The sequence below is a fragment of the Clostridium beijerinckii genome, assembly GCF_008705175.1.
Classification (GTDB): domain Bacteria; phylum Bacillota; class Clostridia; order Clostridiales; family Clostridiaceae; genus Clostridium; species Clostridium beijerinckii.
Window position 1 is genome coordinate 474,022 of record NZ_CP043998.1, and the last position, 24,438, is coordinate 498,459.

Annotated in this window: 20 protein-coding genes, 7 tRNA genes and 1 riboswitch; of the genes, 25 read left to right on the top strand and 2 right to left on the bottom strand. The window is 31.3% G+C overall.

The genetic code is table 11. From position 1 onward, the window contains the following. Positions 1 to 10 precede the first annotated feature (10 nt). The 10 genes from atpA (at position 11) to mreB (ending at position 10,849) form a co-directional block, all read left to right on the top strand. Entirely contained in the window at positions 11 to 1,525 is a 1,515-nt protein-coding gene (gene atpA / locus F3K33_RS02385) for a F0F1 ATP synthase subunit alpha (protein ID WP_011967765.1), read from the top strand. A 41-nt stretch (positions 1,526 to 1,566) separates the two neighbouring features. Next, positions 1,567 to 2,418 (top strand): ATP synthase F1 subunit gamma, encoded by an 852-nt coding sequence (gene atpG, locus F3K33_RS02390; protein ID WP_011967766.1) that lies wholly within the window; start codon positions 1,567 to 1,569, stop codon positions 2,416 to 2,418. A gap of 14 nt (positions 2,419 to 2,432) precedes the next feature. Next, entirely contained in the window at positions 2,433 to 3,824 is a 1,392-nt protein-coding gene (atpD, locus tag F3K33_RS02395) for a F0F1 ATP synthase subunit beta (protein ID WP_011967767.1), read from the top strand. A 15-nt stretch (positions 3,825 to 3,839) separates the two neighbouring features. Beyond that, complete coding sequence (gene atpC / locus F3K33_RS02400; RefSeq protein ID WP_011967768.1) at positions 3,840 to 4,247, top strand: ATP synthase F1 subunit epsilon; 408 nt, start codon at positions 3,840 to 3,842, stop codon at positions 4,245 to 4,247. A 214-nt stretch (positions 4,248 to 4,461) separates the two neighbouring features. Next, positions 4,462 to 5,112: a hypothetical protein gene (locus F3K33_RS02405; RefSeq protein WP_011967769.1), complete on the top strand. Its 651-nt coding sequence runs from the start codon at positions 4,462 to 4,464 to the stop codon at positions 5,110 to 5,112. A gap of 161 nt (positions 5,113 to 5,273) precedes the next feature. Continuing rightward, the gene (gene murA / locus F3K33_RS02410; RefSeq protein WP_023974853.1) at positions 5,274 to 6,536 is read left to right on the top strand and encodes a UDP-N-acetylglucosamine 1-carboxyvinyltransferase; all 1,263 of its coding nucleotides are present in this window, start codon (positions 5,274 to 5,276) and stop codon (positions 6,534 to 6,536) included. A gap of 600 nt (positions 6,537 to 7,136) precedes the next feature. Continuing rightward, positions 7,137 to 8,195, top strand: a complete 1,059-nt coding sequence (spoIID, locus tag F3K33_RS02415; RefSeq protein ID WP_011967771.1) for a stage II sporulation protein D — start codon at positions 7,137 to 7,139, stop codon at positions 8,193 to 8,195. A gap of 440 nt (positions 8,196 to 8,635) precedes the next feature. Further along, positions 8,636 to 9,373, top strand: a complete 738-nt coding sequence (locus tag F3K33_RS02420) for a M23 family metallopeptidase (protein ID WP_023974854.1) — start codon at positions 8,636 to 8,638, stop codon at positions 9,371 to 9,373. Positions 9,374 to 9,480: 107 nt separating this feature from the next. Beyond that, positions 9,481 to 9,735: a sporulation transcriptional regulator SpoIIID gene (gene spoIIID / locus F3K33_RS02425; RefSeq protein ID WP_011967773.1), complete on the top strand. Its 255-nt coding sequence runs from the start codon at positions 9,481 to 9,483 to the stop codon at positions 9,733 to 9,735. 79 nt (positions 9,736 to 9,814) lie between these two features. After that, entirely contained in the window at positions 9,815 to 10,849 is a 1,035-nt protein-coding gene (mreB, locus tag F3K33_RS02430) for a rod shape-determining protein (protein WP_011967774.1), read from the top strand. Positions 10,850 to 10,916: 67 nt separating this feature from the next. Here mreB and yyaC read toward each other — a convergent pair whose 3' ends face one another. Beyond that, on the bottom strand, positions 10,917 to 11,453 hold the full coding sequence (gene yyaC, locus F3K33_RS02435; protein WP_023974855.1) for a spore protease YyaC: 537 nt from the start codon (positions 11,451 to 11,453) through the stop codon (positions 10,917 to 10,919). A gap of 100 nt (positions 11,454 to 11,553) precedes the next feature. On the opposite strand from yyaC, the gene F3K33_RS02440 reads away from it, so the two are divergent. The 15 genes from F3K33_RS02440 (at position 11,554) to prfB (ending at position 23,865) form a co-directional block, all read left to right on the top strand. Further along, the gene (locus F3K33_RS02440) at positions 11,554 to 11,958 is read left to right on the top strand and encodes a hypothetical protein (protein WP_011967776.1); all 405 of its coding nucleotides are present in this window, start codon (positions 11,554 to 11,556) and stop codon (positions 11,956 to 11,958) included. A 159-nt stretch (positions 11,959 to 12,117) separates the two neighbouring features. Next, positions 12,118 to 12,202: transfer RNA gene (locus F3K33_RS02445), tRNA-Tyr, on the top strand. Between the two features lie 9 nt (positions 12,203 to 12,211). After that, positions 12,212 to 12,287 (top strand) — tRNA-Val (locus F3K33_RS02450). Between the two features lie 27 nt (positions 12,288 to 12,314). After that, positions 12,315 to 12,389 (top strand) — tRNA-Thr (locus F3K33_RS02455). Between the two features lie 12 nt (positions 12,390 to 12,401). Beyond that, positions 12,402 to 12,486: transfer RNA gene (locus F3K33_RS02460), tRNA-Tyr, on the top strand. Between the two features lie 9 nt (positions 12,487 to 12,495). Beyond that, positions 12,496 to 12,571 (top strand) — tRNA-Val (locus F3K33_RS02465). 30 nt (positions 12,572 to 12,601) lie between these two features. Then, positions 12,602 to 12,676, top strand: a tRNA-Thr gene (locus F3K33_RS02470). Between the two features lie 12 nt (positions 12,677 to 12,688). Continuing rightward, positions 12,689 to 12,773, top strand: a tRNA-Tyr gene (locus F3K33_RS02475). A 117-nt stretch (positions 12,774 to 12,890) separates the two neighbouring features. After that, positions 12,891 to 12,988, top strand: a riboswitch (SAM riboswitch). Positions 12,989 to 13,224: 236 nt separating this feature from the next. Then, positions 13,225 to 14,400 (top strand): methionine adenosyltransferase, encoded by a 1,176-nt coding sequence (gene metK, locus F3K33_RS02480; protein WP_011967777.1) that lies wholly within the window; start codon positions 13,225 to 13,227, stop codon positions 14,398 to 14,400. 451 nt (positions 14,401 to 14,851) lie between these two features. Further along, a complete protein-coding gene (recD2, locus tag F3K33_RS02485) occupies positions 14,852 to 17,080 on the top strand; it encodes an SF1B family DNA helicase RecD2 (RefSeq protein ID WP_039768516.1) in 2,229 nt (742 codons plus the stop codon). Between the two features lie 18 nt (positions 17,081 to 17,098). Further along, positions 17,099 to 18,115, top strand: a complete 1,017-nt coding sequence (locus F3K33_RS02490) for a hypothetical protein (protein WP_023974857.1) — start codon at positions 17,099 to 17,101, stop codon at positions 18,113 to 18,115. After that, a complete protein-coding gene (locus tag F3K33_RS02495) occupies positions 18,088 to 18,744 on the top strand; it encodes a ComF family protein (RefSeq protein ID WP_011967780.1) in 657 nt (218 codons plus the stop codon). The genes F3K33_RS02490 and F3K33_RS02495 overlap by 28 nt, the downstream gene beginning before the upstream one ends. A 415-nt stretch (positions 18,745 to 19,159) precedes the next feature. Beyond that, the gene (gene hpf / locus F3K33_RS02500; RefSeq protein WP_011967781.1) at positions 19,160 to 19,693 is read left to right on the top strand and encodes a ribosome hibernation-promoting factor, HPF/YfiA family; all 534 of its coding nucleotides are present in this window, start codon (positions 19,160 to 19,162) and stop codon (positions 19,691 to 19,693) included. A gap of 344 nt (positions 19,694 to 20,037) precedes the next feature. Further along, entirely contained in the window at positions 20,038 to 22,596 is a 2,559-nt protein-coding gene (secA, locus tag F3K33_RS02505) for a preprotein translocase subunit SecA (RefSeq protein WP_023974858.1), read from the top strand. A gap of 170 nt (positions 22,597 to 22,766) precedes the next feature. Next, positions 22,767 to 23,865, top strand: a protein-coding gene (gene prfB, locus F3K33_RS02510) for a peptide chain release factor 2 (RefSeq protein ID WP_373866804.1) whose coding sequence is annotated in 2 segments (ribosomal slippage) — positions 22,767 to 22,838 and positions 22,840 to 23,865 — 1,098 coding nt in all. Because the reading frame shifts where the segments join, the coding sequence is not laid out codon by codon here. Between the two features lie 134 nt (positions 23,866 to 23,999). Here the strand turns inward: prfB and F3K33_RS02515 are convergent. Next, on the bottom strand, positions 24,000 to 24,332 hold the full coding sequence (locus tag F3K33_RS02515; RefSeq protein ID WP_017213034.1) for a hypothetical protein: 333 nt from the start codon (positions 24,330 to 24,332) through the stop codon (positions 24,000 to 24,002). Positions 24,333 to 24,438: the final 106 nt, after the last annotated feature.

Genomic DNA, 24,438 nt, shown 5'->3' on the forward strand with positions numbered 1-24,438 from the left:
AGGTGAATCCATGAATATTAAACCAGAAGAAATAACTTCTATTATAAAGAAGGAAATAGAGAAATACGAAAAAGATATCAAAACAGTAGATTCTGGTACTATAATCCAAATTGGAGATGGTGTTTCAAGAGTTTATGGATTAGATAATTGTATGCAAGGGGAATTATTAGAATTTCCTAACAATGTATATGGGATGGTTTTAAATCTTGAACAGGATAATGTTGGTTGTGTTCTTTTAGGAGAAGAAAAAGGAATAAAAGAAGGCGATACAGTTAAAGGAACAGGAAGAGTTGTTGAAGTTCCTGTAGGCGAAGCAATGATTGGAAGAGTTGTTAATGCATTAGGAGAACCAATTGATGGTAAGGGACCTATAAGCACAAGCCAAACTAGAGCAATCGAAATTCCAGCAGCAGGTATAATTGATAGAAGTTCTGTTAATGAGCCATTACAAACTGGAATTAAAGCTATAGATTCAATGATTCCAATAGGTAGAGGACAAAGAGAACTTATCATTGGAGACAGACAAACAGGTAAAACAGCTATAGCTATAGATACAATATTAAACCAAAAGGGTAAAGATGTTATATGTATATATGTTGCTATCGGTCAAAAGCAATCTACAGTTGCTCATATATTTAATACATTAACTGAAATGGGGGCTATGGATTATAGTATAGTTGTAAGTGCTACAGCTTCAGAATCAGCTCCACTTCAATATATGGCTCCATATTCTGGATGCACTATAGGAGAATATTTTATGCATCAAGGTAAAGATGTATTAATAATATATGATGATCTTTCAAAACATGCAACTGCATATAGAGCAATGTCATTATTACTTAAGAGACCACCAGGAAGAGAAGCTTACCCAGGAGATGTTTTCTATATACATTCAAGATTACTTGAAAGAGCTGCGAAGCTATCTAAAGAATTAGGTGGTGGATCAATTACAGCACTTCCAATTATAGAAACTCAAGCCGGAGATGTTACTGCGTACATACCAACTAATGTTATATCAATCACTGATGGTCAAATATTCTTAGAATCTGATTTATTTAATGCAGGACAAAGACCAGCAGTAAATGCAGGTATATCAGTATCAAGAGTTGGTGGTAGTGCACAAATTAAAGCTATGAAACAGGTAAGTGGTACTTTAAGATTGGAACTAGCACAATATAGAGAGCTAGAAGCCTTTTCACAATTTGGATCTGACTTAGATGCCGATTCTAGTAGAAGACTTGAAAAAGGTAAGAGATTAGTTGAAGTATTAAAACAAGATCAATATAGTCCACTTGAAGTTGGAAAGCAAATCATAATATTATATGCAGCTGTTAATGATTTCTTATCGGACATTAAAGTTAGCGATATAAAGAGATTCGAAAAAGAATTCTTAGAGTATGTTGATACTCATCATAGAGAAATTGAAAAATCAATTATTACAGGAAAAACTTTAACTGATGAAATAAAATCTATGTTAGAGGAAGCAATAGTTGAGTTTAAAAAGATATTTTTACAAGAAGCATAGCTTAAATTCTTAAGCTATGCCCTTCTTAGGAGGTGGAGATAATGGGCGCAGCTGGACTTCTTGAAATTAAAAAGAGAATTAAATCAGTTGAAAATACAAGAAAAATCACTAATGCAATGGGACTTGTTGCCACTTCTAAGTTAAGAAAAACTAAAAATGAGTTAGCAGTAAACAATAAGTTTATTGATATAACTGAACCTGTCGTAAGAAATCTTGCAACTACAGCTGGTGAAGAAGGAAGCAATGTTTATTTTGAAGGGAATGATAGTCAAAATAAACTATATGTAGTAATAACATCAGATTCAGGATTGTGCGGTGGGTTTAACAGTAGTGTAGTATCTCAATTAGTAAGTCAAATTAAAGATAAAAAGGATACTGCAAAGATTGTTTTAGTTGGAAGCAAAGGTCTTGGTTATTTAAAGAGAATTAAGATAGAACCAGTAGGAGAATATGTTGGTATTGAAGATGTGCCAACAGTAAGCGAAGCAAAAGAAATATTTGATAAAGCTCTTGAAATGTATTTAAATGGTGATGTATCAGAGGTTAATATTGTATACTCTGACTTTATATCATCAGTTAAACAAGAAACAAAGTCAGTTAAGATTTTGCCTATAAGTAAATCTGAAGGCACAACAGGATCATTTCTTATTGAGCCGGATTTAGATATAGTATTAGAAGATGCTCTTAATATTTATCTAAAAGGAAAAATCAGAAGCATTTTATTAAGTTCGAAATGTAGTGAACAAAGTACAAGAATGACAGCTATGGACGGAGCAACAAAGAATGCAGATGATCTATTAGACAAATTAAAGCTTAAATTTAATAGAATTAGGCAAGGTGCGATTACGCAAGAAATATCTGAAATTGTTGGAGGAGCAGCAGCTCAAAATTAGTAAGGAGGTATCTTATGCCTGGAAAGATGGGAAAAGTAGTTCAAGTAATTGGACCGGTAATAGATATAAAGTTTGATTCAGATTCTCTCCCAGATTTATATAATGCCATTGTTATTAAGGCGGGAGATTATGAATTAGTAGCAGAAGTTGAACAACACGTTGGAGATGATATAGTTAGAACAATAGCTATGTCAGCTACAGAAGGATTAAAGAGGGGAATGGATGCTGTTGACACAGGAGCGCCTATTTCTGTTCCAGTAGGAGAAGAAGTATTAGGAAGATTATTTAATGTTTTAGGAAAGCCTATTGATAAGTGCGGGGATATTGAAGTAAAACAAGAATATCCGATTCATAGACCAGCACCAAGCTTTAAAGATCAATCAGTTGAGCCTGAAATGTTTGAAACAGGAATCAAGGTAGTAGACTTACTTGCACCATATCAAAGAGGTGGTAAGATAGGTCTATTTGGAGGAGCTGGAGTTGGTAAAACAGTTTTAATCCAAGAATTAATAAACAACATAGCTAAACAACATGGTGGTTTATCAGTATTTACTGGAGTTGGTGAAAGATCAAGAGAAGGTAATGACTTATATCATGAAATGAGAGAGTCAGGAGTTATTGATAAGACAGCATTAGTATTTGGACAAATGAATGAGCCACCGGGTGCCAGAATGAGAGTTGCATTAACAGGTCTTACTATGGCAGAGTATTTTAGAGATAAAGGTCAAGATGTGTTACTATTCATAGATAACATATTCAGATATACTCAAGCAGGTTCAGAGGTTTCAGCATTACTTGGAAGAACACCTTCAGCGGTTGGATATCAGCCAACACTTGCAACTGAAATGGGTGCACTTCAGGAAAGAATTACATCAACAGTTAATGGTTCTATTACGTCAGTTCAAGCTGTATATGTTCCAGCCGATGACTTAACAGACCCAGCTCCAGCAACAACATTTGCACATTTAGATGCAACAACAGTTTTATCTAGAGGTATTGCGGAACTTGGTATATATCCAGCTGTTGATCCATTAGAATCAACTTCAAGAATCCTTGATCCAAGAATTGTTGGAGAAGAGCACTATAAAGTAGCAGCTGATGTTAAACATGTTCTTGAAAAATATAAGCAATTACAAGATATTATCGCTATCTTAGGTGTTGACGAATTAGGAGATGAAGATAAGGCTGTCGTGGCTAGAGCAAGAAGAATTCAAAGATTCTTATCTCAACCATTTACAGTTGGTGAACAATTTACAGGATTAAAAGGTAAGTATGTTCCAGTAAAAGAAACAGTAAGAGGATTTAAAGAAATTCTTGAAGGTAAATACGATGAATTGCCAGAATCAGCTTTCTTATTTGCAGGAACTATAGATGATGTTATAGAAAAAGCAAAAAAATTAGGATAAAGGGGATGAGCAATTATGGCTAATACCTTTTTACTAAAAATTATAACACCTGGTCGTGAAGTGTATAATGATCAAGTAGAAAAAGTAACTTTAAAAAGTGCAGATGGAGAATTTCAAGTACTTGCAAATCATCAAAGTCTAATATCTACTACTATACCTTGCATCGCGAAATTCAAAGATGCTAAGGGAAATGATGAAGAGTTATTTATTTCTAAGTCACTTGTTCAGATTAATAATAACGAAATGGTTATAAGTAGTGATGCTGCTGAGTTTGAAGAAGATATTGATGAAGAAAGAGCAGAACGAGCTTTTAGAAGAGCAGAAGATAGATTAAAAAACTCCGAAAACTACAATAGAGGAAGAGCAGAGGCAGCATTCTTTAGGGCAAAGCAAAGATTAGCTCTAAAAAAATCTAATAGATAATGTTACTATAAATTAAAGTGTACCATCTTTTATATAGGAAATATCCGTATAAAGATGCTACACTTTATTTTTTATTATTTTTTATTCTAGATATTGACAATCTATCACAAAATTTTAAGAAATTTATATTATATATTATATAGCTGGATAGAAAAGAGAATAAAAGTTAAAGGAGATGGCCATAATTAAGAAGATAAATTAAGGGGGTCTTAATATGAATATAAAAATGAGTATAGTAATTTTTATATTATTATCTTTTTTTAATATAGGTGCTATTTCCAGCGATATAGTCAGCGCTCAAAATTCATTCAATACTTTAGAAATGAAAGTGAAAGATATAAGTGAGTTTCAAGAAAATGGTGTAAAACTTCAGTATAGGACGAAAAATAATATCGCAAATGAAGCTTATAGAATAAAAGAAAATTTACCTAGAAATATGGCTCTTTCTTATAAAGATGGTGGAAATGATGAGTTTGAAGCGTTTAATAGTGATTTTAATATTGATATAAAAATATGGCGTGAAGATGTATATAGTTATGTTGAAATTATATTAACAAACAAGAATCCTAAATATGGGACAAAGTATTTGAAAAACATACTTAAGAATATTGAAAATTCAAAATTAGAAAATATGCAATATTTTCTTTACTATGAAGGTAAAGAAAAAGGATTAGATAGTGATTATTTTACAAATGGATTAGTCAGTGAATATAACATAAGAAAGGCACAACTTATGAAAATCAGTAATGGATACTCAGGAACAGGTTATTTGAACGATGGAGAAAAAATTAATTTTGCATTAGTTGATTATGATACTGGTTCACATATAATAATTGGTACGCCAATAATATTTACAACATATTAAGACATATTGAAAAAGCTTTTCAATATAACCTTTATTTTGCTTTGGGTAGAGTATAGATTTGCTTATTAGCAAAGCCTTATTGGATTTATCTAAAGTAGAGTATATGTAATATTTTGGACAGTTATTTTTCATATGCTTAACAATTCATTATGGAGGATAATATGGAGAAAATAGTGGTTAAAGGTGTAAAAGAACTGAGAGGGGAAGTTAATATAAGTTGTGCAAAAAATTCAATTTTACCAATAATTGCAGCAACTATATTGTGCCCAGAGCCTATAATTATTGATAATGCACCTAGGTTAGAAGATGTTGAGGTTATTTGTAAGTTATTAAGCGAACTAAACTGTGACGTTAATATTTCAAACGTAAACGATAGATTAACAATAAATACGAAAAATATAGTAGAAATGGATGCTAATGAAGAGCTTATGAGGAAAATGAGAGCATCATTTTTAATTATGGGACCTATGCTTGCTAGATTTGGATATTGTAAATTATCATTACCAGGCGGATGTAACATAGGAAGTAGACCAATTGATTTGCATCTTAAAGGATTTAAATTACTTGGAGCAGAGGTTGTAATAGGTCATGGGTTTGTAGAGGTGAGAGCAAAGAAAATAGTGGGCAACAGAATTTACCTTGATTTTCCATCTGTTGGCGCTACTGAAAATATTATGATGGCATCTGTCTTTGCTGAAGGAACAACTATAATAGAGAATGCAGCAGAAGAACCAGAAATCTGGGATTTAGCGCAATTCTTAAATAAGATGGGGGCTAAAATAGAAGGAGCAGGATTTGGAAAGATAACTATAACTGGTGTTAAAAATCTAAAAGGAATTAGTTATACACCTATATATGATAGAATAGAAGCAGGGACATTTATGATAGCAGCAGCTATTACAAATAGTAAAATAAAGATAAATGGAGTGAATGAAGAGCATTTAAGACCTGTAATAGAAAAGTTAAGAGAATGTGGAATAGGTTTTAGCAATTACAAAGATCATTCCATTGTAGTAGATGGACGGGGAAGTAAGAGGCCATTGGATATCAAAACACTTCCTTATCCAGGATTTCCAACCGATATGCAAGCTCAAATGATGAGTTTATTATCTATTGTTGAAGGTGTTAGTGTTATTACAGAAACAGTTTTCGAAAATAGATTTATGCATGTTGCTGAATTGCAAAGGATGGGAGCCAACATCAAGATTGATGGAAGAACTGCTATAATTGAAGGCAATCCAAGACTCACAGGCTGCGAAGTTAAAGCAACTGATTTAAGGGCTGGGGCAGCAATGATACTAAGTGGATTAGTAGCAGATGGTGAAACAGTGGTAAATGATGTTTATCATATTGATAGAGGATATGTAAGAATTGAAGAAAAGTTTAGGAATTTAGGAGCAGAAATATATAGAATAAATATGTAGATTAAGATATGAATTGTGTGTATGCATAATTAGGGTTCATAGTTATGAACAAGGTATACAAATTTTTCATGTAAGTTTTATAAAGGAATTTACATGAAATTTAGTTACCTATCCCTAATTATGCTTTTTTATTCTTTGGGAATTTATATTTTAGTAAAATCTGTGGACGAGGTACTCCTTGAGGGGATAAATTAAAAAAGGTTGATTAAATAGTTTGGGTATTTTAAAAAGAATAAAAAAGAAATCTTATTCGCCTGACTTTTCTCACATGCGTTCGAAAAGCTAGATGCGTGAAAAAAATCTACACATATGAAAAGAGTGCGAAGCACAATACGGAACTTAAATGAAAAGAGTGCGAAGCACAATACGGAACTTAAATGAAAAGAGTGCGAAGCACAATACGGAGCCTAACCACAGTCGCTTGGGATTTTTTTATCTCTAATAGCTTATATTTAAGTTAAATCTATGCGTAAGTTATAGGAGAGACTAATTAAGAAAGTTATGGTTTATCTAAATTTGGGTAGCTTAAAGTTAACATAATTAACATAATTATTAGGCTAAGACAATATACTTTAGAGTGCAGGCTTTAGGAGGTAGAGTATGAAGATAATTAATGCTAGGACTACAAGTATAAAGATTAGCAATAATGTGAAAATAATTGCAGCTATGACTTTGATCATTTTTACTATATTAATAGCATTACCAATAGCTTTCTTAGAAAATGGTAAAGGGAAAATTGATTCGTTTAACTTGAGTGACAAAGATATAATGAAGAGTTCAAAAATAACATTTCCGTCTAATGGTAAAGTTAAGCTATATCATAGGTCAGAAGATAGAGTTGAGGAAATAGATTTGGAAGAGTATGTAATGGGAGTAGTTGCGAGTGAAGTACCAGCTAATTTTGAGGAAGAAGCTTTGAAAGCTCAAGCTGTTGCAGCAAGAACATTTTATATGAGTAAAAGAAATAACCCTAATAAAGAAGAAAAAGAGAAAGGAGCTGAAATTTGTGATACAACCCACTGCCAAGTATATATGAGTAAGGATGAGAGAATCTCTAAATGGAGTAAAAGTGAAGCTGAAAGTAATTGGGAGAAGATACAAAAGGCAGTTCTAGATACAAAAGGGCAAGTTCTTACTTATGACGGTTCAGTGTTGGAATATCCTCAATTTTTTGCAACCAGCTCTGGAAAAACAGAAGATGCAAAAGATGTATTTTCTATGGATGTACCATATTTAAAATCAGAAGACAGTAAGGGTGAAGAAATTGCACCTAAATATAAGACGAGCACACAAATTCCTATAAACGATTTTATAAATAAAATTAATTCTAAATATAAAGGTGTTAATGCTAATAAAAGTAATTTGTCATCACTAATTAAGATATTAAGTTTTACAGAAGCTGGAAGTGTAAAAGAAATAAAAATAGGCAATGAGATTGTTAAAGGAACTGAATTTAGGACATTGTTCAATTTGAATTCGACCAATTTCACATTAGACTTTCAACAAGATTCTGTAGAAGTTAACTGCAAGGGTTATGGCCACGGTGTAGGGATGAGCCAATGGGGGGCTAATGCGATGGCAAAGAGTGGATCGAAGTATGATGAAATTCTTAAACATTACTATAGCGGAGTCGAAATCCAAGAAATAAATTACAACTAAGGAGAGAGTATTTACGTTAACTTAGACATAGGGTTGGCATAACTTCATATGAATAATTGAATAAATTTAAAGAGGATACTTGTTTATTTTTTTATAGCAAGTATCCTTTTCTATTTTTGACTATAAATTAGCATGGGGTATATCCTCCAATTAATTGAATTTTTGTATATGTATGTTTAAAAAAAGTGGAGATGGACATAATTTAGAACATCACTACTTAAAACAGAAATTATAAAGTAGAACTTCTTAAATTAGGGCCTAAATCCCTAATGGATATATCTATTGTTTAATAATTAAATTATATGTACTTTTTAACACTAGATATACACTTATAACAATAATTTTAAAATACCTTTAAATGTAAATAATACATGATAAAAAAGCAAATTTATGTATTATTTTTCATAAAAAGGGAACTATAACAATTGGAGGTGTTCATATTGGACAAAAATTTAAAAGAAAAACTTAAAAACTTATTTAGGAAGGAGGGATTTTATATCGCCTTATTCCTATGTCTCTGTATTGTAGTAACTGTTGGAACTATCTCTTATAAAATGCTCAACAGCAAAAACCAAGTTAATAAAACAGAAGACGTAAATAAAGATCTAACAATGAATTCTGGAAATGAAGGAAATTCTAATAATTCAGTTCAAAATGCTGAAAGAGTAGAGAATGCTCAAAATAATAGTAATAAAGACAATGCAGATAAAACAAAAATAGAAAAGGCTGCATCAGTATCTACAAATAATACGGTAACATTTGTAAATCCTATAGATGGAGTAGAAAGTAGAAAATATACTTATCCTGCGCCAGTTAAGATGGAAGAAGGAGTTTTCAGAACTATTAGAGGTATTAATCTACAATCAACAGTAGGATCAGAAGTAAAGGCAGCAGCAGATGGTGTTGTGGAAGTTGCAGAAAATACTGGTGTTGAAGAAGGGGTTGTAGTAGAAATTAAACATGCTAATGGCCTAAAGACAAGATACGGAAATCTTGATGCAAACTTATCAGTAAAAAAAGGAGATAAGGTTAAAGCAAATCAAGTTATTGCAAAAGTAGGAGATAGCGCAAAGGTATTTAGTAAAGATGTATTTGGTGAATTTTTAAATTTACAAGTAATTAATGCTAATGGAGAACAAGTTAATCCAGAAAAATATTTTAATTTAAAATCTAAATAAAATTTTATGAAAATATATATTAGTCATTTGTTTTTTTCATTAAAATAAATGACTAATAAATCAAAAAATAAATGATAATAAAATGATAAAATCAAGGAAGTGGTATTTTGAAAGACTATATTGAAGAAAGAGTTTTAGATGTTGCAAGATATATCATAGATTCAAAAGCTACAATAAGAAAAACAGCTAAGGTTTTTGGTGTTAGCAAGAGCACAATTCATAAAGATATGACAGAGAGATTGTTAAAAATTAACCCAGAAATTGCTCAAGAAACTCATTCTATTTTAGAATTAAATAAAGCTGAACGACATATTAGAGGTGGAAAAGCTACACAAATGAAGTATAAAATTATTGAATCTTAGTAGGATTAAGTCTATAATATATTATTAGTAGAATTATGTAAATATAGGTATTAATATGTATTATAGGAGTGAATAAAAAATGTGCTTTTGGAGAACGGGGATAGACCTCGCAATTGACTTAGGAACGGCAACTGTACTAGTTTACGTAAAAGGTAAAGGGGTAATATTAAAAGAACCTTCTGTTGTAGCCATAAATAAAAATAATAATAAATTGTTGGCTATAGGGGAAGAAGCAAGAAAAATGATAGGAAGAACCCCAGGAAATATTGTTGCAGTAAGGCCATTAAGAGATGGAGTGATTTCTGATTACGATATAACACAAAAAATGCTAAAGGAATTTATAAAAAAAGCGTGCGGGAAAAGAAGTATAAGTGCACCTAAAGTAATTGTTTGTGTACCATCTCAAGCTACAGAAGTAGAAAAGAGAGCTGTTATTGATGCAGCTATGAATTCAGGAGCAAAAACGGTCCATTTAATTGAGGAGCCGCTAGCAGCAGCCATTGGAGCAGGATTAGATATTACTAAGCCGAATGGATGTATGGTAGTGGATATTGGCGGAGGTACTTGTGATATCGCTGTTATCTCATTAGGTGGAGTGGTAGAAAGAGAGTCAATAAAAGTAGCGGGAGACAAGTTCGATGAAGCCATAATAAAATATGTACGTAATGAATATAAATTAATGATAGGTGAGAAAACAGCTGAAGATTTAAAAATAAATATTGGATCAGCATTTAAAAACTCTAGAAATCTAACTTGTATGATGAAAGGTAGAAACCTCATTACAGGATTACCAGATGAAATAGAAATTACAACAGAAGAAATACGAAATGCAATAAAGGAACCTGTGGAAATAATAGTTGATACTGTAAAAAAGGTATTAGAAAGAACACCGCCTGAATTAGCCTCGGATATAATAGAAAGAGGAATATTAATGACTGGTGGGGGAGCTTTAATACATGGGTTAGATAAACTTATAGAGTTTAAGACTGGCGTAGTAGCAACTATAGCCGAGAACTCAGTTGAATGTGTTGCGAACGGTACAGGCAAAGTGCTTAATTATATAGATAAATTAGATAGTCAAGTTAATTCTCAGCAAATAGTTCTTATAGAATAGCTTTATAAATAGCAGTCATTAGTAATTTCACTATTGACTGCTATTTATTTAGTTAAATATAAAATACCTAAATTTTAGGATATTTCCAGTGACTTAAACTATAGGCATCAATAAATATTTTGGATATAATTTTAGCCATATCCATAATGAATGAGAGTCTTATGCTTCGCGAAAAAAAGAATTCAGCATTATCACTAGAGTCCACAATGCCTATAACTGATGCAATTCCTACCTCGGGAAGTTCTTTTCCGACTCCTTTACCAGGATGTATTGCATAGTCCCTTATACGAATTTCACCAATATCATCTTCGTCACCTAAGCAGGCATCAACACCAATTATTGATGCATTAGGGTGATTACTATATATTTCATTTAATCGTTCATCTATGTTCAAAGCATGAATTGGAGAAGATAAAGTTCCATAAACAGGTAAAGGAAAAAAGTTTTCTGTGAGTATAGATCCAACTAGAGGACCTAAACAATCCCCAATACATTTGTCAGTACCAATACAAACTATTATGGTGTCTTTTGATATAAATTTTTTAACTTCTAAAGCTAAATTATAATAAAATTTAGGATCAAGTTTAATATCTGGCTTGCTCAAGGGACATATACCTCCTTTATAAAATATATATATGAGTAATTAACAGAAGATAGTATAAAAAAATGTTTTTTGGAAATTAATAGTAAATAAGGAGGTGCATATGAAAAAAGTTTTAATGTATTTGGTTTTAGTTCCTACAATAATAATAAACATGTATTTTCTGTTATATTGGCAACCGCAAGATGAAAATTCTGCAAAAGAAGTTGTTGTACAAGAAACTGTTTCGTATTCGAAGCCATTATATAAAATAAATAAAGAAAAAGCGTTAAGTCAATTATCTACAGATAATAAAAAGGAACTTGAAAAAATAATAAAAAAATTATCTGCATTTGATATAGGTAAAATAAAAGAATATTATGAAGATACGAATGATAATGAAAGCCTAATAGAAATATTTAAAATCTTAAAAAGGAGATTAACAACAGAAGATTATAAGAAAATTCAAGAAATATCATCTTCTTTTTTAGATATACAAGAGATTAACAAAAGAATAAAAAATAATTAGGATTAACATATTAAATGAGAGCATATTGTAGAAATAGAGAGTAATATGAATTTAAATTATTTATATGGGTGTATATTGGAGTTGAAATAAAATCGCTTTACCGATATACTAATCATTGTTGACCGGCAAATGAGGCAACAAGGTATAAAAAATAAATATGGAGGAATTCCCGAGTGGCCAAAGGGGGCAGACTGTAAATCTGTTACGTTTCGTTTCGATGGTTCGAATCCATCTTCCTCCACCAATTTATAATGGGCGCATAGCTCAGCTGGGAGAGCACCTGCCTTACAAGCAGGGGGTCACAGGTTCGAGCCCTGTTGTGCCCACCATTATAAAATTACTAATCTAATATATATGCTGGCATGGCTCAACGGTAGAGCAGCTGACTTGTAATCAGCAGGTTGTAGGTTCGATTCCTATTGCCAGCTCCAATAAAATAATATGGAGGAATTCCCGAGTGGCCAAAGGGGGCAGACTGTAAATCTGTTACGTTTCGTTTCGATGGTTCGAATCCATCTTCCTCCACCAATTTATAATGGGCGCATAGCTCAGCTGGGAGAGCACCTGCCTTACAAGCAGGGGGTCACAGGTTCGAGCCCTGTTGTGCCCACCATTATAAAATTACTAAATCTAATAATTATATGCTGGCATGGCTCAACGGTAGAGCAGCTGACTTGTAATCAGCAGGTTGTAGGTTCGATTCCTATTGCCAGCTCCAATAAAATAATATGGAGGAATTCCCGAGTGGCCAAAGGGGGCAGACTGTAAATCTGTTACGTTTCGTTTCGATGGTTCGAATCCATCTTCCTCCACCAAAAAGAATAAACTTAAGTTTATTCTTTTTTATTTTTTATCTTATATAAAAATTGATTGATAATATTGACTAATTATACAGCATATGATAAAATACTTTTGAAAATTGAATTATGTTACTCTTATCAAGAGAGGTGGAGGGAAAGGGCCCTGTGAAACCCGGCAACCTGTATTATATAAGGTGCCAATTCCTGTAGAGTTTTCTACAAGATAAGAAAATGATTGCTAAATTGCGCTCTTCTTATCGAAGAGCTTTTTTATTTTTTTAAGTTTGCGCATGCTTAAATTATAAAAGAAACAATTAATAAAATAGTTTGACTATTATTTATTGTATTTAAATAAGGTGAAGTTTTTATAAACGATTATTATTCTATAAAGCTATGTATAGTTTTTAATAAAATAATTTTATTCGTGAAGATAGTTATAATATTTAAATCTAAGGAGAGAAAAGATATGAGAAGATTATTTACTTCAGAATCAGTTACAGAAGGACATCCTGATAAAATGTGTGACCAAATTTCAGATGCTATACTAGATGCTATTCTATCTAAAGATCCAATGGCTAGAGTTGCTTGTGAAACTTGCACAACAACAGGTATGGTTATGGTAATGGGAGAGATAACAACAAATTGTTATGTTGACATTCCTAAGGTAGTTAGAGAAACAGTAAGAGAAATTGGATATGATAGAGCAAAATTTGGATTTGACTGTGATACATGTTCAGTTCTTACATCGATAGATGAACAATCTGCAGATATAGCTATGGGAGTAGATGAAGCATTTGAGTCAAAGAAAGGTGAAAAAGATGAAGTTGAAGCAGTTGGTGCTGGAGACCAAGGAATGATGTTCGGTTTTGCAACTAATGAAACTGAAGATTTTATGCCGCTTCCAGTATATATGGCTCATAAATTATCAAGAAGACTTACAGAGGTAAGAAAGAATGGTACATTAAGTTACTTAAGACCAGATGGTAAAACTCAAGTAACAGTTGAATATGAAGATAATGTGCCAAAGAGAATTGATACTATAGTTATATCAACACAACATGATGAGAAGGTTACTTTAGAGCAAATTCAGGAAGACCTTAAGAAGTTTGTTATAGAGGCTGTTGTACCAGCAGAATTATTGGACAGTGAGACAAGATATTTCATAAATCCAACTGGAAGATTCGTTGTTGGAGGACCTCAAGGGGATTCAGGATTAACAGGTAGAAAGATAATAGTTGATACTTATGGTGGATATGGCAGACATGGCGGCGGAGCTTTCTCAGGTAAAGATCCAACTAAAGTTGATAGATCAGCTGCATATGCTGCAAGATGGGTTGCTAAGAATTTAGTTGCAGCTGGTGCTGCAGATAAGCTAGAAATTCAATTAGCATATGCAATTGGTGTTGCAAAGCCAGTTTCAATTGAAGTTGAAACATTTGGGACAGGAAAAGTAGATGAAGATAAGATTGTTGAAGTAGTAGAGAAGGTATTTGATTTAAGACCAGGAGCTATAATCAGAGATCTTGACTTAAGAAGACCTATCTATAAGCAAACTGCTGCATATGGACATTTTGGAAGAAATGATCTTAACTTACCATGGGAACAACTAAATAAAGTAGATGAAATAAGAAAAAATCTATAGCATAATTCTTAAGTGAATTTTTATTATCAATATATATAATAGAAGTTTTTGTAGAATGGTAAAAAGTCGTCTTAAATCTAGACGGCTTTTTATTATGGAGAAATTTATAATTATATATTTGAATAGTATATATAGAAATTTAATAGATTGAGTGCTCAACTAAGATTAAAATTTATAACTTTAATTGCAAAACAGATAAGCATTTAAAAGCACTTAAAATCTGAGCACTTTAGAATTTATTAAATATTTATAGTTTTATTTTGTATACTCCATTTAAAAGTTATTTTATGTAGGGAAGAATAAGAAAAGATTATGAGTTATAAGTGATTAGTTTTAAATTGGTATAAATATTTATGATATAATTATAAGAAAAAATCAAAGTTAAATTTGACGCTAAATTTTAATTTTAGAAAGTTTAAGGTAAATATATAAAGATTTGGAGAGATTCTATATGGAAGTTCTAAATGGATTTGTTGAGAATATTGTTTTTAAAAGTGAAGATACTGGTTATGTAGTTTGTAGAATTAGAAACGAAAAGACATTAATTAGTGCTGTAGGAACAGTTCCTTTCTTGAGAGAAGGACAAAATGTAAAGTTAACAGGATACTGGACAGTACACAAACAATTTGGTAATCAATTTAATATTCAGGATTATGAAGAACTTCTTCCAAATTCATTAGATGGCATAGAAAAATATTTAAGTGCAGGAATAATACATGGAATTGGACCAGTTACGGCTAAGAAAATAATAGAGAGATTTGGTGAAGAAACTCTAGACATAATGGAAAACCATATTGAGAGGCTTATGGAGATAGAGGGTATAGGGGAAAAGAAATTTCAAATAATATATGAATCCTATATAGAGCAACAAGGTTTAAAAGATATAATCTTATATTTTCATAAACATGGAGTCACTAATAATCAGTGTGTAAAAATATATAAGAAATTTGGTCCAAATGCGAGGCAGATAGTATCTGATAATCCATATATATTATGCGATGAAATATCAGGAATTGGGTTTAAAACAGCTGACAGAATTGCTATGAGCATTGGCATTGAAAAGAATTCAGAGTTTAGAATTCAAAGTGGCATTAAATATGTTATGAATCAATTTTGCTCTGCAGGAAACACATTTATGCCTAAAAATAATATAATAGAAGAATGCGAAAATAATTTGTTAATATCTAAGGAATTAATTGAAAAAAATATATATGACATGGCTGCGCAACAAAAAATTATTGTTGAAAACATAAACGGTACTGAAGTCGGATTTTTGCTTCAATATTATTATTGCGAGCTAGGTGTTACTAGTAAAATAATAACTTTAGGTTTGCAGCAAATTCAGACTATAAACTCGGATGTTGATTTCGAAATTAACGTTTTTGAAAAGGAACAAAATATAAAATTTGCAGAATCACAAAGAGAAGCAATTATTGGCGCATTTAATAATGGTATAGAAATAATTACCGGTGGGCCAGGAACAGGGAAGACTACAATTATAAAGGCAATAATACATATATATGAGAATAATGGAATGAAAGTAATACTTGGGGCACCAACAGGAAGAGCTGCAAAGAGGATGACTGAATCAACAGGGAGAGAAGCTAAAACAATACATAGACTATTAGAAATGGGAATTTCTGAGGATGATGAATCAGTATTTGAAAAAGGAGAATCATCGCCTCTAGATTGTGATGTAATAATAATTGATGAGGCGTCTATGATTGACATTATCTTAATGCAGAATCTACTAAAAGCAATTAATTTAGGAACTAGGTTGATAATTGTGGGAGATGTTGATCAATTACCTTCTGTTGGACCAGGAAATGTGCTAAAAGATCTTATAGAAAGCGATTATATAAAGGTGGTAAGATTAAAAGAGATATTTAGGCAAGGATCAGAAAGTTTAATTGTAGTAAATGCTCATAGAATAAATGAGGGACAGATGCCTTTGCTAAATCAAAAAGATAGAGATTTTTTCTTTATTAGCGAAGATAATCAAGAAAGAATTGCAAATACTATAATGGATCTAATAAATAGAAGACTCCCTAAGTTTAATAAGTCTTGGAATAAACTGAAGGATATGCAGGTTTTAACTCCTATGAGAAAAGGTGTGCTTGGAGTCACAAATTTAAATACGAAGCTTCAAGAAATGTTTAATGCATCATCAAAAGATAAAAAGGAAAAGACTTCTCGAGATATAATTTTCAGAGAAGGTGATAAGGTAATGCAAACAAAAAACAATTATACATTAAAGTGGATTAGGGTTAGTGGTTATGGCGAAAATGAAGGAGTGGGAGTTTTTAATGGTGATCTGGGATTCATAGAAAGCATCGATGAAGAAAGAAAAACACTCACAATCATATTTGATGAAGAAAGAAAAGTTATATATGATTTTAATTTTTTAGATGAGTTGGATTTGGCTTATGCTACTACAATACATAAAAGCCAAGGAAGTGAATTTAAGGTTGTAATAATTCCGGTATTTATGGGATCGCCATTTCTTATGAATCGTAATTTACTTTATACAGGCATTACGAGGGCAAAACAATTAGTAGTAGTTGTTGGGTTCCAAAAAGCATTAATGTATATGATTAATAATACAAATAGTATAGAAAGATACTCATCTTTGAGATATAGAATAAGAGAGATAATAACCAAAGATGAATTCGAAGAATAAGGGAAAGGAGATAGGTGTATGAGGAATTTATGTAAAGTAACTTTAGAAGATTTAAAGTATGCATTTGATAAGATAGATTATTGGTATAAGAAAAATATCAAATTTTTAACAGTAATAACAGTTCCATTTAATACATCGTGTGTTTTTTCAAAGATAATAAGTAAAGTTTCACAAAATAATGGGAGGGTCTTATATGTATGGGGAAAAGAAGGTGAAAACAAAGAATTAGTAAATATAACAAGAGAAATGTATTCTGATATAACTCATTCGTATATTGTAAAAGAAATTTCAAATGCTAAACTTACTTTTACGCACTACAATAACTTAATGAAGATTAAGCAGAACTATGATTTGGTTATTTTTGATGATATAACATACTTCTCCAATCTAAGTAATGTAAATATAAGAGAGATGTTAGAAATGTGTTCAAACATAGGAGAAAGAGTTTTGCTATATAGCATAGAAAAGACGACTTTAGTAGGCGAAAAGTTCGAACTTGCAGCATATAATTATAAAAAACCGTTTGTGGAGCCTAGGGTATTAACTACACGAATAGATTTGAATTCAGATATTCCATTTTCTCTATATGACTATCTTAAATGGTTCAGGGAAAATAGCCATAAGGTGGCTATTTATGTACCCAATAAAGAGAAGCTTGACATAGTATATGATTATTTTTGTAATAAACTAAAACTTTCAAATGTAAAAGTAATAAAAGTTTCAGGAAATGATGATATAAAAAAGAGTGAAAAAGTATCAAAATACAAGGATAAGGCAATATTTATAATAACTAATAAAATAGAGGAGTTACTTGAATATTGCTATATGGATGATGCAGTAGTACTTTTTGCTGATAATGAAAGATATACTTATAAAAAGCTTTTGTATATATGTGGACAAATAAGAAATGTAAATCTAAAATTACCAGAGGTTCTTTTGGTATCAAACGATATATCAGAAGATATTGAGAAGGCAAAGAATATGGCAAGAGATTTCAATAAAAAGGTATGGGAAAAGCGTTTAATAGAATTATAAAAAGTATATTAGAAGGATTAATTGAAGTAATATATCCAAGAGAAAATTATTGCATTATATGTAAAGAAGATAACTGCTTTGGTATATGCGAGCATTGTATGAAAAGTATAAAAACAATAGCAGATTCGTATCAAGATGAAATAATAAGTTATGGGTATTATGGAGGAGTATTAAAAGATTTAATACTTAAATTTAAATATAAAAGCAATTTTACAGCAGGAGATATATTAGCAGAATTTTTAGAAGAATATATTATAAGAAACTTGAAATATCAGGAGTATGTAATAACCTATATACCACTATCAAAAAAATCTAAAAAGATTAGGGGATTTAATCAGTGTGAGTATATAGCAAAGAAAATAGCTAATGATTTATCAATTGAAGCTCTAGAAGTTTTGATAAAGGATAAAGAAACAAAAGAACAGAAAAAATTAAAGAAGGATGAAAGATATGAAAATATAAAAGATGCTTTCAAAATAAAAAAGGGATTAGAAATTGGAAAATATAATATTATACTGGTAGATGATGTAACAACTACAGGTGCAACTCTTAAAGAAGCTTATAAATTATTAAGAAAATATCAAGTAAAAGACATAAAACTCTTGACCTTAGCTAAAAGTCATATATAATATTAATGTAAAGCTAGGTTTGTGGTTGAAAGTCGAAGCTAGTCGCAGGCAAAACGATCCACGTAATTTAGATAAAATGTCTAAGGAGCATGGTGCGGTATAGAAGTAAGTCCTGCCAGATTGTATTCTGAGAGGGTTAGTAGTGAGGGATTAAATTCTATTAGCAAAAGCTCCAGCAGGCGAGTGTGGGGTCAAAAACCAGGTCAACTAGCTTTACCTCTATTTATTTTAAAATTATCATTAATAGGAAATGTGAGGAATCTAATCTAAAGTTTGCGATTAGATTTATTTTTTGTCTTTAGTTTTCAGAATTTACTGATAATTCTCTTGTTAAGTTAATAAAAAAGTGATAAAATATTAATAACTTAAAGATATTAAGTTTAAAAACTTTTTCATATGAGAGGGGCTGGAATTTATGAAAGTCACAGTTATAGCAAAAAATATGGAACTAACAGATGCGCTAAAAGAAATAGTGCAAAAAAAGATAAGCAAATTGGAAAAGTATTTTGAAGTGAATGTAGAAGCTAAGGCTACACTAAGTGTTCAAAAAAATAGACATAAAATAGAAGTTATGATTCCTTTTAATGGAGTAGTATTAAGAGGCGAAGAATCAACTTCCGATATGTATAAATCTCTTGACTTAGTGGAAGATAAATTAGAAAGACAAATTAGAAAACAAAAAACTAGATTATCTAGAAAACATAGTGGGTCATTGAGATTTGGAGAAATAAATAATATAGATATTAAGCCATCAGAAGAGGACGATGGTAAATTGGTTAAGGTAAAGAAATTTGGGGTAAAACCAATGAATTCTGAAGAGGCAATTCTTCAAATGGATTTATTAGGACATAATTTCTTTGTATATCAAGATGCAGATAGTAGTAAAGTAAATGTAATTTATAAGAGAAAAGATGGGGATTATGGTTTGTTAGAACCAGAATTCATATAACATATAAGAGATTTTAATAATGGCTGTCCAATGTGCTTATTTAATTTGCATCATTGGACAGTTATTTTTCATATCAAATGATTGAACAGATAATGACAATATTTTTACATAAAATTTTCAATTAATATTAATAATTTGTGATTAAAATATTAAAAAAAAGTTAAAATTGGGTGCTTTATATAGGATTTAATACAAAAATCATGAGTTTTATTGAAAATAAGATAAGTAAAATGTTATAATTATAAAATACGTGATTTATAAAATAAATTACAGATTATGAATTATGGATAGTTAAAATATATTGGAAATTAACGTGAAATATATAATTTCGAAAGGATGACATTATGGGACTATTAAATGCCGTATTTGGAACATATAGTGAAAGAGAAGTTAAAAGGCTCAAACCTACTATACAAAAAATAAATGATCTAGATGAAGAGCTGCAAAAGCTTTCTGATGAGGAGTTAAAGGCAAAAACTCCAGCATTTAAAGAAAGATTAGCAAATGGTGAAACATTAGATGATATTTTACCAGAAGCATTCGCAGTTGTAAGAGAAGCTTCAAAAAGAGTTTTAGGAATGAAGCACTATGATGAACAACTTATGGGTGGTATGATACTTCATCAAGGTAGAATATCAGAAATGAAAACAGGTGAAGGTAAAACTCTAGTTGCTACTTTACCAGCGTACTTAAATGGGTTAAGTGGAAATGGTGTTCACATAGTAACAGTTAACGACTATCTTGCAAAAAGAGATGCTGAGCAGATGGGTGAGTTATATGGTTTCTTAGGATTAACTACAGGTGTTATTGTACATGAATTAAATAATGATCAAAGAAGAGAATCATATGCGTCAGATATCACTTATGGAACTAATAATGAATTTGGATTTGACTACTTAAGAGATAACATGGTTATTTACAAAGAGGAAAGAGTTCAAAGACCATTAAATTTTGCTGTAGTCGATGAAGTTGACTCAATATTAATAGATGAAGCTAGAACTCCGCTTATAATTTCAGGTCAAGGTGAAAAATCTACTGAATTTTATAAAGTTGCAGACTATTTTGCAAAGAAGTTAGTTGCAGAGAAAGATTTTACTAGAGATGAAAAAGCAAATGCAGTAATGTTAACTGATGAAGGTGTTAGAAAAGCAGAAGTAACATTTAAAGTAGCCAATTATGCAGATGCTGAAAATATTGAATTACAACACTATGTAACTCAAGCGTTAAAAGCAAACTTTGCTATGAGAAGAGACAAAGATTACATGGTTAAAGATGGCGAAGTAATAATTGTTGATGAATTTACAGGAAGACTTATGGAGGGAAGAAGGTATTCAGATGGTCTTCATCAAGCGATAGAAGCTAAAGAAGGAGTTAAAATCGCTAGAGAATCAAAAACTTTGGCTACTATAACATTCCAAAACTATTTTAGAATGTATAAAAAGTTATCAGGTATGACTGGTACTGCATTAACAGAAGAAAATGAATTTAGAGAAATTTACGGGTTAGATGTTATTGTTATACCAACACATAGACCAATAGCAAGAAAAGATAATCCAGACTTAGTATTTAGCACAGAGCTTGGAAAAATAAAGGCAGTTGCTTCAGAGGTTGAAAAAGCTCATGCTAAAGGGCAACCAGTGTTAGTTGGTACAGTAAGTATTGAAAAGTCTGAACTTGTATCAAGTATGCTTAAGAAAAAAGGAGTACCACATCAAGTATTAAATGCTAAATTCCATGAACAAGAAGCTGAAATAATAAGTCATGCTGGTGAAAAGGGTATGGTTACCATAGCTACTAATATGGCAGGTAGAGGTACTGATATCAAGCTTGGCGAAGGTGTAGTTGAACTTGGTGGTCTTAAAATAATAGGTACTGAAAGACATGAATCAAGAAGAATAGATAACCAGTTAAGAGGACGTTCAGGAAGACAAGGAGATCCAGGTGAATCAACATTCTTTATTTCCTTAGAAGATGATCTAATGAGAATATTCGGATCAGAAAAAATTCAAGGTGTTGTTGAAAAATTAGGACTTCAAGAAGAAGAAGCAATTGAAAGCAAAATGGTTTCAAAAGCTATTGAGAATGCTCAAAAGAAGGTTGAAGGTAATAACTTCGATATTAGAAAACAATTATTGGGTTATGACGATGTAATGAATATCCAAAGAGAAGTTATCTACAAACAAAGATCAGAAGTTCTTGAAGGCGAAGATGTAAAAGAAGAAATATTATCAATGACAAAGGATATTATTGCTGATGCTGTTAATACTTATGTTACAGGTGAATCAGAAGATTATAGAGAAGAATTCTTGCATCTAATGGTTGCTTTACAAGATATATGTATAGCGCCAGGTACAGTTAATTTACCTAGTCTTGAAAATCTGTCAAATGAGGAAATAATCGAAAGCTTATTTGAATCAGCACGTAAGTTCTATGAACAAAAGGAAGAAGAGTTTGGTGCAGAAAGATTAAGAGAAGTTGAAAGAGTTGTTCTTTTAAGAGCTGTTGATACTAAATGGATGAATCATATAGATAATATGGATCATTTAAAACAAGGTATAGGGCTTCAATCATTCAAACAAATTGATCCAGTTCAAGCGTACCAAATGGAAGGTAGCGAAATGTTTAATGATATGATTAAAGCAATCAAAGAAGAAACAGTTAGACTATTATTCCATGTTAGAATAGAAGTTGCACCAGAAAGAGTAAGGGTTGCTCAAGAAACTGCAGCAATTCATGAGGAATCTTCAAGTGCTGCTGCTCCAGGGCCAGGACAAAATCAACCAGGTGGACCTAGTGCAGGGCCAGTAGCTCCAGTTAGAAATCTAGATAAGCATGGAAGAAATGAATTGTGCCCTTGTGGTAGCGGTAAGAAATTTAAAAATTGTTGTGGAAGAGAAGCATAAACAAGTTTGAAACTTTGTAATAAGCTCTAAAGAGTTTGAAAAATGATAAATATGATATAATAAATTCCGTAGAGGTTTGAAGAATTGTTATTTAGAATTAAATACAGTTTTAAGAAGGCTTCTGCGGAATTCTTATTAATACTGGATTTTTTGAAAGAGGTGAATAATAGATGATAATTGAACTTGAAAAGGAATTGGTTAAACTTCCAGGTATAAAAAAATCTATAGAAGAAATGGGGGCTTCACTTTGACCGAGATAGGTTAGAAAAGGAGCTCAATGAGTTAGAATATCAAATGCAAGAATCAGGTTTCTGGGATAATATAAAAAAGGCAGAAGAAGTTACAAAAAAGAGTAAGTTGATAAAAGACAAAATTGAAAATTTTGATAAGCTGAAGTCTCAGATTGAGGATATAGAAGTACTAAAAGAAATCATGGAAGATGATGATGAAGAATCTGCTAATGAAATAATACAAACTTTAAGAGATATAGAAGCACAGATTGATGACTATAATATGAAAGTACTACTATGCGGAGAATATGATAAAAACAATGCCATCTTGACGCTTCACGTTGGTGTTGGAGGTACTGATGCTAATGATTGGACAGAAATGCTTTTAAGAATGTATACAAGATGGTGTGAAAAACAAGGCTATAGTATTGAAACTCTAGATTTACTTCCTGGAGATGAAGCTGGAATTAAAAGCGTTACTTTAAAAGTTACTGGGGAATATGCATATGGTTACTTAAAAGCGGAGAAAGGTATTCACAGGCTGGTTAGAATATCCCCATATAACGCCAATGGTAAAAGACAAACATCATTTGCATCTATGGAAGTTCTTCCGGAACTTACAAAGGAACAAGATATAGAGATAAGATCTGATGATTTAAAGATAGATACTTATAGATCAGGAGGAGCCGGAGGCCAGCATGTTAATAAAACGGACTCAGCAGTTAGGATAACTCATATTCCAACTGGAATAGTTGTACAGTGCCAAAATGAAAGAAGTCAATTTTCTAACAGGGATACAGCTATGGAAATGTTGAAGTCTAAACTAGTCGAGCTGAAAGAAAGAGCACATAAAGAAAAAATTGAGGATTTAACCGGAGAATTAAAAGATATGGGATGGGGAAGTCAAATAAGATCATACGTATTTCATCCATACAGTATGGTCAAAGATCATAGAACTAATGTCGAAACATCAAATGTTACATCAGTAATGGATGGTGAGATCGATATGTTTATAAATGCATATCTAAAGCAACAATAAAAGAATATATATTCTCTTAATGAAAAAGGCTTCTATCAAATGATTTTATGATAGAAGTCTTTTTGTTAAGAGAAATTCTAAAAGTAAAGTTTATATAAAATAAATAGTAAAAATAAACTGGCATATCTGTATAGCTAAGCAGCTTTATAGAATATATCGATTAAAGAATAGACGGCAATAAGAATTATGCACACATATAGGGAAATATTAAGTCCAGGTTTTAGTATAGACATGATTCCCCCAACTACCAATGCTGTCATTATTACTACACTAACAAATTTAAAAAAGCCTGATTTGTTTGTTAGAAGAGTTGTAACAGACGAAAACATAATCAAAATTAATACTAGAAAGTAAAATATATTTTTTAAGTTAACTGAGTAACTCATTATTTGAAATTCGTTTAAAGCAAGTATTGAGAGTAAAAATAATAATGAGAAAGAGCAAATTCTACTAATATTTTTAACCATAAACCCATCACCTCTGGTAATTATTTACATAATAATTATACCGTTAGATCTTTATTCAATCAATAACAAATTTATATAAAATAAGTATTCTTATATGATTGGCATA

What these genes read in the sequence shown, in the direction of transcription:
- atpA (WP_011967765.1), top strand. Translation starts at nt 11, where the DNA reads ATGAATATTAAACCAGAAGAAATAACTTCTATTATAAAGAAGGAAATA.
- atpG (WP_011967766.1), top strand. Translation starts at nt 1,567, where the DNA reads ATGGGCGCAGCTGGACTTCTTGAAATTAAAAAGAGAATTAAATCAGTT.
- atpD (WP_011967767.1), top strand. Translation starts at nt 2,433, where the DNA reads ATGCCTGGAAAGATGGGAAAAGTAGTTCAAGTAATTGGACCGGTAATA.
- atpC (WP_011967768.1), top strand. Translation starts at nt 3,840, where the DNA reads ATGGCTAATACCTTTTTACTAAAAATTATAACACCTGGTCGTGAAGTG.
- F3K33_RS02405 (WP_011967769.1), top strand. Translation starts at nt 4,462, where the DNA reads ATGAATATAAAAATGAGTATAGTAATTTTTATATTATTATCTTTTTTT.
- murA (WP_023974853.1), top strand. Translation starts at nt 5,274, where the DNA reads ATGGAGAAAATAGTGGTTAAAGGTGTAAAAGAACTGAGAGGGGAAGTT.
- spoIID (WP_011967771.1), top strand. Translation starts at nt 7,137, where the DNA reads ATGAAGATAATTAATGCTAGGACTACAAGTATAAAGATTAGCAATAAT.
- mreB (WP_011967774.1), top strand. Translation starts at nt 9,815, where the DNA reads ATGTGCTTTTGGAGAACGGGGATAGACCTCGCAATTGACTTAGGAACG.
- F3K33_RS02440 (WP_011967776.1), top strand. Translation starts at nt 11,554, where the DNA reads ATGAAAAAAGTTTTAATGTATTTGGTTTTAGTTCCTACAATAATAATA.
- metK (WP_011967777.1), top strand. Translation starts at nt 13,225, where the DNA reads ATGAGAAGATTATTTACTTCAGAATCAGTTACAGAAGGACATCCTGAT.
- recD2 (WP_039768516.1), top strand. Translation starts at nt 14,852, where the DNA reads ATGGAAGTTCTAAATGGATTTGTTGAGAATATTGTTTTTAAAAGTGAA.
- F3K33_RS02490 (WP_023974857.1), top strand. Translation starts at nt 17,099, where the DNA reads ATGAGGAATTTATGTAAAGTAACTTTAGAAGATTTAAAGTATGCATTT.
- F3K33_RS02495 (WP_011967780.1), top strand. Translation starts at nt 18,088, where the DNA reads ATGGGAAAAGCGTTTAATAGAATTATAAAAAGTATATTAGAAGGATTA.
- hpf (WP_011967781.1), top strand. Translation starts at nt 19,160, where the DNA reads ATGAAAGTCACAGTTATAGCAAAAAATATGGAACTAACAGATGCGCTA.
- secA (WP_023974858.1), top strand. Translation starts at nt 20,038, where the DNA reads ATGGGACTATTAAATGCCGTATTTGGAACATATAGTGAAAGAGAAGTT.
- F3K33_RS02515 (WP_017213034.1), bottom strand. Translation starts at nt 24,332, where the DNA reads ATGGTTAAAAATATTAGTAGAATTTGCTCTTTCTCATTATTATTTTTA.